Raw genomic sequence first — 12,225 nt, 5'->3', positions numbered from 1 at the left:
ATATTTAGGAGTCTTTTCATGGCCGTCGCCCTGAACACCCTGGTAGAAGAAGCGGACCGATACCTGGCCAGCAGCCGGATTGCCGATTATTGCCCCAACGGCCTGCAGGTCGAAGGCGCGCCCCAGGTGATGCGCATCGTCAGCGGCGTCACCGCCAGCCAGGCCTTGCTCGATGCGGCTGTCGAGGCCGGGGCCGACCTGGTGCTGGTGCATCACGGTTATTTCTGGAAGGGCGAGAACCCTTGTATCACCGGCATGAAACAGCGTCGTCTCAAGACGTTGCTCAAGCATGACATCAGCCTGCTGGCTTACCACTTGCCCCTGGACCTGCACCCCGAAGTGGGCAATAACGTGCAACTGGCCCGCCAGTTGGACATCACCGTCGAGGGACCGCTGGATCCGGATAATCCCAAGATTGTCGGCCTGGTCGGCTCTCTGTCCGAACCGATGACGGCGCGGGATTTCGCGCGCAAGGTCCAGGAAGCCTTGGGCCGCGAGCCCTTGCTGATCGAAGGCGAGCAGATGATCCGTCGGGTCGGCTGGTGCACCGGTGGCGGCCAGGGGTATATCGATCAGGCGGTGCTGGCAGGTGTCGACCTTTACCTCAGCGGCGAGGCCTCGGAGCAGACGTTCCACAGCGCCCGGGAGAACGGCATCAGCTTCATTGCCGCCGGGCATCATGCCACTGAGCGATACGGCGTCCAGGCGCTGGGTGACTACCTGGCGCGACGCTTTGCCCTGGAACACATCTTCATCGATTGCCCGAATCCGATCTGACTGTTTATAACCCCTGTGGGAGCGAGCTTGTGTGGGAGCGGGCTTGCTCGCGAAGGCGGTGGGTCAGTTGCCTAAAGTGTTGACTGGCACAGCGCCTTCGCGAGCAAGCCCGCTCCCACAAAAAGCCCACAGCTCCCGAACCGGCAGGCATATCCATATGCTGTTTCGATCTAGTTGGCGCCCTGATTAGAAGAGGTCGCTGTGCTAGGATTCCCCGCTCGAACACGGCCCGCTGGCCGTTCATAAGAAAGTTTTCGTGAGTAGCCATGGTCGACAAACTGACGCATCTGAAACAGCTGGAGGCGGAAAGCATCCACATCATCCGCGAGGTGGCCGCCGAGTTCGATAACCCGGTGATGCTGTACTCCATCGGTAAAGACTCCGCCGTGATGCTGCACCTGGCACGCAAGGCGTTCTTCCCCGGCAAGCTGCCGTTTCCGGTGATGCACGTCGACACCCGCTGGAAATTCCAGGAAATGTACAAGTTCCGCGACCGCATGGTCGAGGAATTGGGCCTGGACCTGATCACTCATGTGAACCCGGACGGCGTGGCGCAGGGCATCAACCCGTTCACCCACGGCAGTGCCAAGCACACCGACATCATGAAGACCGAAGGCCTCAAGCAGGCCTTGGACAAGTATGGTTTCGATGCTGCGTTCGGCGGTGCCCGTCGCGATGAAGAGAAATCCCGCGCCAAGGAGCGCGTGTACTCGTTCCGTGACAGCAAGCACCGCTGGGACCCGAAGAACCAGCGCCCGGAGCTGTGGAACGTCTACAACGGCAAGGTCAACAAGGGCGAGTCGATCCGCGTCTTCCCGCTGTCGAACTGGACCGAACTGGACATCTGGCAGTACATCTACCTCGAAGGCATCCCGATCGTGCCGCTGTACTTCGCCGCCGAGCGTGAAGTGATCGAGAAGAACGGCACGCTGATCATGATCGACGACGAGCGCATCCTCGAGCACCTGTCCGACGAAGACAAAGCCCGTATCGTCAAGAAGAAAGTGCGTTTCCGTACCCTTGGCTGCTACCCGTTGACGGGCGCGGTGGAGTCCGAGGCCGAGAGCCTGACGGACATCATCCAGGAAATGCTCCTGACGCGAACTTCCGAGCGCCAGGGCCGGGTCATCGATCACGATGGCGCAGGCTCGATGGAAGATAAAAAACGTCAAGGTTATTTCTAAGGGGCTGTCATGTCGCATCAATCTGATTTGATCAGCGAGGACATCCTCGCCTACCTGGGCCAGCACGAGCGTAAAGAGCTGCTGCGCTTCTTGACCTGCGGTAACGTCGACGACGGCAAGAGCACCCTGATCGGGCGCCTGCTGCACGACTCCAAGATGATCTACGAAGATCACCTGGAAGCCATCACCCGCGATTCGAAGAAAGTCGGCACCACCGGTGACGACATCGACCTGGCGTTGCTGGTCGATGGCCTGCAGGCCGAGCGCGAGCAAGGCATCACCATCGATGTCGCGTACCGCTATTTCTCCACCGCCAAGCGCAAATTCATCATCGCCGATACCCCCGGCCATGAGCAGTACACCCGCAACATGGCCACCGGTGCTTCCACCTGTGACCTGGCGATCATCCTGGTCGACGCCCGCTACGGCGTGCAGACCCAGACCCGTCGCCACAGCTTCATCGCCTCGTTGCTGGGCATCAAGCACATCGTCGTAGCCATCAACAAGATGGACCTCAAGGACTTCGACCAGGGCGTGTTCGAGTCGATCAAGGCCGACTACCTGAAGTTCGCCGAAGGCTTGAAGATGAAGCCCACCAGCATGCACTTCGTGCCGATGTCCGCCCTCAAGGGCGACAACGTGGTGAACAAATCCGAGCGTTCGCCGTGGTACACCGGCCAATCGCTGATGGAAATCCTCGAGACCGTGGAAGTGGCGGGCGATCGCAACTTCACTGACCTGCGTTTCCCGGTGCAGTACGTCAACCGTCCGAACCTGAACTTCCGCGGTTTCGCCGGCACCCTCGCCAGCGGCATCGTGCACAAGGGCGACGAAGTGGTGGTGCTGCCGTCGGGCAAGAGCAGCCGCGTGAAATCCATCGTCACCTTCGAAGGCGAGCTGGAACACGCCGGTCCAGGCCAGGCGGTGACGCTGACCATGGAAGACGAGATCGACATCTCCCGTGGCGACCTGCTGGTGCATGCCGACAACGTGCCGCCGGTCACCGACAGCTTCGAAGCGATGCTGGTGTGGATGGCCGAAGAGCCGATGCTGCCGGGCAAGAAATATGACATCAAGCGTGCCACCAGCTACGTGCCGGGCTCGATAGCCAGCATCGTCAACAAGGTCGATGTGAACACCTTGGAAGAAGGTCCGGCCAGCGCGTTGCAGCTCAATGAAATCGGCAAGGTGAGGATCGCCCTGGATGCGCCGATTGCCCTGGACGGTTACGAGAGCAACCGCACCACTGGCGCGTTCATCGTCATCGATCGCCTGACCAACGGCACGGTCGGCGCCGGCATGATCGTCGCCCAGCCGCTGACCCATGGCAGCAGCACGCACCATGGCAAACTGGCCCATGTGTCGGTGGAAGAGCGCACCCAGCGCTTCGGCCAGCAGCCGGCGACGGTCTTGTTCAGTGGCCTGTCGGGCGCTGGCAAGAGCACGCTGGCCTATGCGGTCGAGCGCAAGTTGTTCGACTCGGGCCGTGCGGTCTTTGTCCTCGATGGCCAGAACCTGCGTCATGACCTGAACAAGGGCTTGCCGCAGGATCGTGCCGGGCGGACCGAGAACTGGCGCCGTGCGGCGCATGTCGCTCGTCAGTTCAACGAAGCGGGCCTGCTGACCTTGGCCGCGTTCGTGGCGCCGAGTGCCGAAGGGCGCGAGCAGGCCAAGGACCTGATCGGCCGTGAGCGTCTGCTGACCGTCTACGTCCAGGCCTCGCCAGCGGTGTGTGCCCAGCGTGATCCGCAAGGGCTCTATGCCGCGGCCGGCGACAACATCCCGGGCGAGTCCTTCCCGTATGACGTGCCGCTGGATGCCGACCTGGTGATCGACACCCAGGCGCTGACCCTGGAAGAAAGCGTCAAGCAGGTGCTGGATCTGCTGCGCAAGCGTGGGGCGATCTGACGATCGGCGCTGTAAATGAAAAGCCCGCAGGTGAGTGATCATCTGCGGGCTTTTTTATTTCCAGAGACAACTCGGTCAACTGTGGGAGCGGGCTTGCTCGCGAAGGCGGCGGAACATCCAACATCTTCATGAGCTGATATACCGCTTTCGCGAGCAAGCCCGCTCCCACAAGGGAAGATCAGTGCTGGTTGGGGTATTCGCGATGCATCTGCGCAAGCAACGCATCCTTGTCCTGCCACAACTGGTTGATCCAGCCCTGGAACTCCAGGCGATAGGCACCGTCCTGGTCGTAGCTTTTACCAATGAACTGCGGCGGGATCGTCAGCTCCTGGCAATGCACCACGACCTCGCCAACGTTGCCGCAGAGCAAATCCCAATACCCAGGACGTCCGCCCGGGTAATGGATGGTCACGTTAATGATCGACTCCAATTGTTCGCCCATGGCATCGAGCACAAACGCGATGCCACCGGCCTTGGGCTTGAGCAGGTAGCGAAACGGTGACTGCTGCTGGGCGTGCTTGCCTTCGGTAAAGCGCGTGCCTTCGACGAAGTTGAAGATGCCCACGGGGTTGTCGCGAAACTTCGCGCAGGTCTTGCGGGTGGTTTCCAGGTCCTTGCCTTTCTTTTCCGGATGCTTTTCCAGGTAAGCCTTGGAGTAGCGCTTCATGAAGGGGAAACCCAGGGCCCACCAGGCCAGGCCGATCACCGGCACCCAGATCAGCTCTTGCTTGAGGAAAAACTTCAACGGCCGGATGCGCCGGTTCAGCACGTACTGCAACACCATGATGTCGACCCAGCTCTGGTGGTTGCTGGTGATCAGGTACGAGTGCTGGTAATCCAGGCCCTCCAAGCCGCTGAGGTGCCAGCGGGTACGCCGCACCAGGTTCATCCAGGCCTTGTTGTTGCTGATCCAGGCTTCATGGATGTGGCTCATCAGCCAGTCGGTGAAGCGCTGGGCGGCGGGGAAGGGCAGCAACAGCTTGAAGATCGCCACGATGAACAGCGGTGTGCAGCAGGCGATGGTGTTCAGGGCCAACAGCAGCGAAGCGATGACGCCGCGTAAGGGGGCAGGCAGGAAGTCCAGCATTTAAATATCCAAAGGTCGGTTGGCGGCTTGGATCGCAGTCAGGGCGATGGTGTACACGATGTCGTCGACCTGGGCGCCACGGGGCAAGTCATTCACCGGTTTGCGCAAGCCTTGCAGCATCGGCCCGAGGCTGACGCAATCGGCGCTGCGTTGCACGGCTTTGTGGGTGGTGTTGCCGGTGTTGAGGTCCGGGAAGATGAACACCGTCGCCCGGCCGGCCACTTGGCTGTTGGGCGCCAGTTGCCGGGCCACGGTTTCGTTGGCGGCGGCGTCGTATTGCAGCGGGCCGTCGATCAGCAAGCCGTGCTGGGCTTCGTGGGCCAGCAAGGTGGCTTCGCGGACTTTTTCCACTTCTTCGCCACTGGCCGACTCACCGCTGGAATAGCTGAGCATCGCCACCCGTGGGGTGATGCCGAACGCGGCGGCCGAGTCGGCGCTTTGCAGGGCGATTTCCGCCAGCTCCGAAGCGCTGGGGTGTGGGTTCATCACGCAGTCGCCGTAGACCAGCACTTCTTCGGGAAACAGCATGAAAAACACCGAGGACACCAGCGAGCAGCCTGGCGCGGTCTTGATCAGTTGCAAGGCTGGGCGGATGGTGTTGGCGGTGGAATGGATGACCCCGGAGACCAGTCCGTCCACTTCATCCAAGGCCAGCATCATGGTGCCGATGACCACGGTGTCTTCCAGTTGCTGCTCGGCCATCGGTGCGTTCAGGCTCTTGCTCTTGCGCAACCGCACCATCGGCTCGACGTAGCGCTCGCGGATCGAGTCCGGATCGAGAATCTCCAGCCCTGGCGGCAGTTCGATGCCTTGGGCGCGGGCCACCGCCTCGACGTCGGCCGGCTTGGCCAGCAACACGCACCGGGCGATGCCCCGGGCCTGGCAGATGGCGGCGGCCTGGACGGTCAGCGGTTCGCTGCCTTCGGGCAATACGATGCGTTTGTTGGCGGCCTGGGCGCGCTGGATCAACTGATAGCGGAACACCGCCGGCGACAGGCGCATTTCCCGCGGCGTGCCGCAGCGCTGGTGCAACCATTTGGCGTCCAGGTGGCTGGCGACAAAATCGGTGATGATCTCCGCACGTTCGCGGTCATCGATGGGAATTTCCTTGTTCAGGCCGTTGAGCAGGTTGGCGGTGTCGTAGGAGCCGGTGCTCACCGACAACACCGGCAACCCCGCCTGCAAGGCACCGCGACACAAGTCCATGATGCGCGGGTCGGGCAGGGTGTCGCTGGTCAGCAGCAGGCCGGCCAGCGGCACGCCGTTGATCGCTGCCAGGCTCACGGCCAGGATGATGTCGTCGCGATCGCCAGGTGTCACCACCAGCACGCCGGGCTTGAGCAGTTCCACGGTGTTGCGCATGGTGCGGGCGCAAATGATGATGTTGCTCATGCGCCGGGTTTCGTAGTCGCCGGCATTGAGCACCTGCGCGCCCATCAGGTCGGCCACGTCGCGGGTGCGCGGGGCATTGAGTTCGGGGCGAAACGGCAGGCACCCGAGCAGGCGAAAATCACCGCTGCGCAACAGGGGCGAGTGCTCTTTGAGCCGTGCGGAAAACGCTTCCATGCTTTCGTCGGTGCGGACCTTGTTCAGGATCACCCCGAGGACTTTCGGGTCCTTCGGCCCGCCGAACAACTGCGCTTGCAACTCCACCCGCCCGGAAAGCTCGGTCAGCACTTCGTTTTCCGGTGCCGACACCAGGATGACCTCGGCGTCGAGGCTCTTGGCCAGGTGCAGGTTGACCCGGGCGGCGTAGCTGGCGTTGCGGGTCGGGACCATGCCCTCGACGACCAGCACGTCCTTGCCAATGGCTGCTTGCTGGTAAAGGGTGATGATTTCTTCCAGCAGCTCATCGAGCTGGCCATCGCCGAGCATGCGCTCCACATGAGCCAGGCCCAGGGGTTGCGGAGGCTTGAGACCATGGGTGCGGGCCACCAGCTCGGTGGAGCGCTCCGGCCCGGTGTCGCCGGGATGCGGCTGGGCAATAGGTTTGAAAAAGCCGACTTTCAGCCCGGCCCGTTCAAGGGTACGCACCAGTCCGAGGCTGATGGAGGTCAGACCCACCCCAAAATCGGTGGGCGCGATAAAAAAAGTTTGCATGCGAATTCTCTAAGGGGGAATGGCGCGACCTATGACTGGTCGTCTACCCACGATTCAGTCGCCAAGGTTATCGCTAACCGGGCCTTGAGCGCACCAGCCGCAATCAAAGGGCTGGCCTATTTTTCCAATACGTTGCGCAGGGTCCAGCACCCAGGCCCGAGACTGCCACGGCGGTTGGTGACGCAGATGCTGGGTGTGGCCACAGGACAGCTCGGCCACCCAGTGTCCGTCATCGTCCTGATGGAAACCGGTGACCGTCGGTCTGTTCGAGCTAGCCCGTTTGTCCGGGTTCCGTTCGCTTTCGGGCAAATCCTTGTTTAGACTTGTCCGTTCTTCATTCTTATGCAAAAGGTCTCGCCCCATGCTGATCGCCGCCAATAAGGCTGTCTCCATCGACTATACCCTGACCAACGACGCTGGTGAGGTCATCGACAGCTCTGCCGGCGGCGCTCCGCTGGTCTACCTGCAAGGCGCGGGTAATATCATTCCAGGCCTGGAGAAGGCCCTGGAAGGCAAAGCCGTCGGTGACGAACTGAAAGTGGCCGTAGAGCCGGAAGACGCCTATGGCGAATATTCCGCTGAACTGGTCAGCACCTTGAGCCGTAGCATGTTCGAAGGCGTGGATGAGCTGGAAGTGGGCATGCAGTTCCATGCTTCGGCGCCCGATGGCCAGATGCAGATCGTCACCATCCGCGATCTGGAAGGCGACGACGTCACCGTTGACGGCAACCACCCGCTGGCCGGTCAGCGCTTGAACTTCCAAGTCAAGATCGTTGACATCCGTGACGCCAGCCAAGAAGAAATCGCCCATGGTCACGTCCATGGTGAAGGCGGCCATCACCATTGATTTCTGCGCTACGCTCAAGTTGACTGGAGAGGCGCCCTATGGCGCCTTTTTAGTCGCTGCTGTTAGCATCACCCATGGCTGTTTCGCAAAGATCCGCAAACCTGGAGTTCGTCATGAGTGCTTTCCACGACCTTAAATTGAAAGCCCTGGATGGTCAGGAGCTTCCTCTGGCGCCTTTCAAGGGGCAAGTCGTGCTGGTGGTCAACGTCGCCTCCAAATGTGGCCTTACGCCTCAGTACGCGGCGCTGGAAAATCTCTATCAGCAATACAAGGACAAGGGCTTCAGCGTGCTGGGCCTGCCCTGCAATCAGTTCGCCGGGCAAGAGCCGGGGACCGAGCAGGAAATCCAGGAGTTCTGCAGCCTCAACTATGGCGTGACGTTCCCGCTGTCCAGCAAGCTGGACGTGAATGGTCATGATCGCCATCAGTTGTACCGCCTGCTGGCGGGCGAAGGGGCCGAGTTTCCCGGGGACATCACCTGGAACTTCGAAAAATTCCTGCTCGGCAAGGACGGCAGGGTACTGGCGCGTTTCTCACCGCGCACGGCGCCGGATGATCCTTCCGTGATCCAGGCGATCGAAAAAGCGCTGGCTTGATCCCAATACTGTATGGCGGTCCCTTTGTGGCGAGGGAGCTTGCTCCCGCTGGGCTGCGAAGCGGCCCTGGCTTTTTTGCGGTCGCTGCGCAACCGAGCGGGAGCAAGCTCCCTCGCCACAGGGGATGTGCTTGAGGCTGTGATACTCAGCGCTCCCTTCTGATCCTTGATCATTCAAATCAATAGTGCTACCCAGCACTCCTCATGCTCCATATTATCGTCGTCATATCCGATCTGTGACTTCGTCCCGTGGAGTGCCCCATGCCTGTAAAAGCCCTGTTCAAACCCTTCCACCTCGGCGCGTTCGAGTTGCCGACCCGGGTGGTGATGGCGCCGATGACCCGTTCCTTTTCGCCGGGCGGCGTACCAAACACCAAGGTGATCGAGTACTACCGTCGTCGCGCGGCGGCCGGGGTCGGCCTGATCATCACCGAGGGCACGACGGTCGGGCACAAGGCCTCCAACGGCTACCCGAACGTGCCGCATTTCTACGGCGATGCAGCGTTGGCCGGCTGGAAGCAGGTGGTCGATGCGGTGCATGCCGAAGGCGGCAAGATCGTTCCACAGTTGTGGCACGTGGGCAGCGTGCGCCGCATCGGCACCGAGCCGGACGCCAGCGTGCCGGGTTACGGTCCGACCGAAAAGCTCAAGGACGGCCAGGTGGTGGTCCACGGCATGACCCAGGCGGACATCGACGATGTCATCGCAGCCTTCGCCCAAGCGGCAAAGGACGCCCAGGGCATCGGCATGGACGGGGTGGAAATCCACGGTGCCCACGGTTACCTGGTGGACCAGTTCTTCTGGGAAGGCAGCAACCAGCGCACCGACGGCTACGGCGGCAGCCTGGCCAACCGTTCGCGCTTTGCGATCGAACTGATCCGTGCCGTGCGCGCGGCGGTGGGCGAGGGCTTCCCGATCATTTTCCGCTTCTCCCAATGGAAACAGCAGGATTACACCGCGCGCCTGGTGCAGACGCCTGAAGCCTTGGGCGAATTCCTCAAGCCCTTGTCCGAAGCGGGCGTGGATATTTTCCACTGTTCGACGCGACGTTTCTGGGAGCCGGAATTCGAAGGCTCCGAGCTGAACCTGGCCGGCTGGACCCGCAAGCTCACCGGCAAGCCCACCATCACCGTCGGCAGCGTCGGCCTGGATGGCGAGTTCCTGCAGTTCATGGTCAACACCGACAAAGTCGCGCAACCGGCCAGCCTGGAAAAGCTGCTGGAGCGCTTGAACAACGATGAGTTCGACCTGGTGGCGGTGGGACGTGCGCTGTTGGTGGATCCGGACTGGGCGCAAAAAGTCCGTGAAGGGCGGGAGCAGGAGATCTTGCCGTTCAGTCGCGAGGCGTTGATGACCTTGGTTTAAGCGTGTCTGATCCGGCGCCATCGCGAGCAGGCTCGCTCCCACAATGGATCTCGGCTGAACGCAAACTTTGTGCGCGCTGAAGATCAAAATGTGGGAGCGAGCCTGCTCGCGATGACGATTTCAGTATCACCGAACAATCAGCGCACCGTCGGCGCAGCAGGCATCACCTGCTCCCCGACACAAACCCCGCGCAACTGCGCCTCGAATTGCTCGATCACCGACGCCCATCCCTGGCGACTGGCATGCTGGCGCGCATTGAGTCGCACGCAACGCAAGGTCTCGCGCTCTTCCAGCAGCCAACGGGCGGCATCGCAGAACGCCTCTTCATCCCCCGGCATCGCCAGCACGCCGTTGTAGCCGTGGCGAATATGTTGCGCCGCGGCGGCCTGGTCGTAGGCCACCACCCCCAGCCCGGACGCCAGCGCCTCCAGCACCACATTGCCGAAGGTTTCGGTCAGGCTCGGAAAGACAAACACATCCCCGGACGCATAGTGGCTGGCCAGCGCCTCGCCGCGTTGCGAGCCGCAAAAGATCGCCTCGGGCAATGCCTGCTCCAACGCGGACCGCTGCGGGCCGTCGCCGACCACCACCAGTTTCATCCGGCGCCCCGGGAAAGCGCTGCACAGTGTGTCGAAACTGCGCTTGAGCAGCCCGAGGTTTTTCTCCGGCGCCAGGCGTCCGACATGGATCACGGCGATGTCGTCATCGCCCAGGCCCCACGCTTCGCGCAGGCTCGCCGAGCGCTTGATTGGATGGAACAGTTGGCTGTCGACGCCGCGGGACAACAACGCCACCCGCTCGAAATGGCGTCGCTCCAATTCCAGGCGTTGGCTGAGACTGGGCACCAGGGTCAGGCTGGAGCGGTTGTGAAACCAGCGCAGGTAATGGGTGAGCCCGCGACTCAACAGCCCGAGGCCGTACTGTTGGGTGTATTGCTGGAAATTGGTGTGGAAACCACTGACCACCGAGATGCCCAGGCGACGCGCCGCCCGCAGCGCCGACAAACCCAGCGGCCCTTCCGTGGCGATGTACAGCACGTCCGGACGATGGCGTTTCCAGCGCCGGAGCAGTTTGTGCATCGACACCTGGCCCCATTGCAAACCTGGATAACCCGGCAGCGGCCAGCCCCGGCACAGCAGCAGTTGGTCGTCACTGGCCTGGCGCGGGTCGTCGGCCTGGCGAGGTCGTATCAGCTCGACCTGATGCCCGCGGGCGCGCAAGCCGTCGTACAGGCGGCCCAAGGTATTGGCCACGCCGTTGATTTCCGGCGGGAAGGTTTCGGTGATCAGGGTAATGTGCAGGGGTGTGGTCATGACCCCAGTGTCGACCGGAGCCATTTCGCCATTGTGACGCCTGGATGATGGATTTGTGACCGGCTCAGCCTTGCCGGGCCAACGCGGTCTCGGCGCCTTGCTCGCGCACCCAGAACAACGTCGCCCCGGCCACCGCCGCCGGCATCATCAGGATGTTCACCACCGGGATCAGCAGCACCAGATAGACGCTGCCGCCAAAGCCCAGGCTCTGCCAGCGTTTTTCCCGCAGCCAGGCGAGCATTTCGTTCCAGCCCAACTTATGGTTGTCTGCCGGGTAGTCGATGTACTGGATCGCCATCATCCACACGCCGAACAGCAGCCACAGTGGCGCCGCCACCAGATTGACCACGGGGATGAACGACAGCACGAACAGCCCCAGGGCGCGGGGCAGGAAATAACCCAGCTTGCGGGCTTCCCGGCTGAGGGTCCGGGGGATCATGGCGATCAACTCGGCCCAGCTAAAGGCCGGGAAATCGTCGGTGCCACGGATGACCACCTCGACCTTTTCCGCGAGAAAACCGTTGAACGGCGCCGCGATGATGTTGGCGAGCATGGTGAAGGTGAAGAACACCATCAGCACGACGAGCACTACGAACAATGGCCAGAGTACATAGCTGAGGAAACTCAACCATTCCGGCAGCGACGGCATCAGCGTATCGACCCACAGGCTGAACTGATGGCCGGCCAGGTAGATCAATCCGACGAACAGCACCAGGTTGATCGCCAGGGGCAAGAGGACGAACAGGCGCAGGCCCGGGCTCAAGACCAGCTTGAGGCCTTCTCGCAGATATTGCGGGCCGGACAGGACGGGGGCGGGCATAGGTGGCTCCGAGCGAAGATGAACGCGCCGACCTTACCGGCTTTGCCCCGCCCGGGAAAGCGGCGACATGGCGTGTAACAACGTTTCTTGAGGCGAAGGCGCCTATTAAAAGGACCGCCGGGGATAGAGCTCACCTATGAGCTGGATTGTTAAACCGTATTTCCTTAATCTTCGCTCCCTCGATACGCTGCACCCATTCTTTTCCAGGACTGTCGAACCGAAGCCTTCC

At 61.7% G+C, this 12,225-nt stretch carries 11 protein-coding genes; 6 read left to right on the top strand and 5 right to left on the bottom strand.

From position 1 onward, the window contains the following. The first annotated feature begins 18 nt into the window (after positions 1-18). The 3 genes from HU767_RS14085 to cysN all read left to right on the top strand — a co-directional run bounded on the left by HU767_RS14085 (position 19) and on the right by cysN (position 3,869). Positions 19-777, top strand: coding sequence for a Nif3-like dinuclear metal center hexameric protein (locus tag HU767_RS14085; protein ID WP_186705036.1), 759 nt, complete (start codon positions 19-21; stop codon positions 775-777). Positions 778-1,043: 266 nt separating this feature from the next. Next, the gene (gene cysD / locus HU767_RS14080) at positions 1,044-1,961 is read left to right on the top strand and encodes a sulfate adenylyltransferase subunit CysD (RefSeq protein ID WP_003178041.1); all 918 of its coding nucleotides are present in this window, start codon (positions 1,044-1,046) and stop codon (positions 1,959-1,961) included. Positions 1,962-1,970: 9 nt separating this feature from the next. Continuing rightward, positions 1,971-3,869: a sulfate adenylyltransferase subunit CysN gene (gene cysN / locus HU767_RS14075; protein ID WP_186729784.1), complete on the top strand. Its 1,899-nt coding sequence runs from the start codon at positions 1,971-1,973 to the stop codon at positions 3,867-3,869. 178 nt (positions 3,870-4,047) lie between these two features. Here cysN and HU767_RS14070 read toward each other — a convergent pair whose 3' ends face one another. The 3 genes from HU767_RS14070 to HU767_RS14060 are packed head-to-tail and all read right to left on the bottom strand — an operon-like array spanning position 4,048 to position 7,449. Continuing rightward, positions 4,048-4,956, bottom strand: a complete 909-nt coding sequence (locus HU767_RS14070; protein ID WP_186729783.1) for an acyltransferase — start codon at positions 4,954-4,956, stop codon at positions 4,048-4,050. Beyond that, positions 4,957-7,056: a phosphate acetyltransferase gene (gene pta, locus HU767_RS14065; RefSeq protein ID WP_186705039.1), complete on the bottom strand. Its 2,100-nt coding sequence runs from the start codon at positions 7,054-7,056 to the stop codon at positions 4,957-4,959. 54 nt (positions 7,057-7,110) lie between these two features. Then, positions 7,111-7,449 carry a DUF3565 domain-containing protein gene (locus tag HU767_RS14060; RefSeq protein ID WP_186705040.1) on the bottom strand — a complete coding sequence of 113 codons (339 nt, stop codon included), beginning with the start codon at positions 7,447-7,449 and terminating at the stop codon, positions 7,111-7,113. Between HU767_RS14060 and HU767_RS14055 the strand changes: the two genes are divergently transcribed. The 3 genes from HU767_RS14055 (at position 7,418) to HU767_RS14045 (ending at position 9,863) form a co-directional block, all read left to right on the top strand. Beyond that, positions 7,418-7,903 carry a peptidylprolyl isomerase gene (locus HU767_RS14055; protein ID WP_018612607.1) on the top strand — a complete coding sequence of 162 codons (486 nt, stop codon included), beginning with the start codon at positions 7,418-7,420 and terminating at the stop codon, positions 7,901-7,903. The genes HU767_RS14060 and HU767_RS14055 overlap by 32 nt on opposite strands. Positions 7,904-8,016: 113 nt before the next feature. Further along, positions 8,017-8,499, top strand: coding sequence for a glutathione peroxidase (locus tag HU767_RS14050; RefSeq protein WP_186705041.1), 483 nt, complete (start codon positions 8,017-8,019; stop codon positions 8,497-8,499). Positions 8,500-8,759: 260 nt separating this feature from the next. Continuing rightward, positions 8,760-9,863, top strand: a complete 1,104-nt coding sequence (locus tag HU767_RS14045) for an NADH:flavin oxidoreductase (protein ID WP_186705042.1) — start codon at positions 8,760-8,762, stop codon at positions 9,861-9,863. Positions 9,864-10,000: 137 nt separating this feature from the next. Here HU767_RS14045 and HU767_RS14040 read toward each other — a convergent pair whose 3' ends face one another. Both HU767_RS14040 and cysZ read right to left on the bottom strand, forming a co-directional pair. Further along, entirely contained in the window at positions 10,001-11,200 is a 1,200-nt protein-coding gene (locus HU767_RS14040; RefSeq protein WP_186705043.1) for a glycosyltransferase family 1 protein, read from the bottom strand. Between the two features lie 40 nt (positions 11,201-11,240). Then, positions 11,241-11,996 carry a sulfate transporter CysZ gene (cysZ, locus tag HU767_RS14035; protein ID WP_186729782.1) on the bottom strand — a complete coding sequence of 252 codons (756 nt, stop codon included), beginning with the start codon at positions 11,994-11,996 and terminating at the stop codon, positions 11,241-11,243. Positions 11,997-12,225 lie beyond the last annotated feature (229 nt).

It is taken from the genome of Pseudomonas sp. SWRI179 (genome assembly GCF_014268705.1).
GTDB classification, from domain to species: domain Bacteria; phylum Pseudomonadota; class Gammaproteobacteria; order Pseudomonadales; family Pseudomonadaceae; genus Aquipseudomonas; species Aquipseudomonas zanjanensis.
This window is presented reverse-complemented; position numbering and strand designations above follow the sequence as displayed.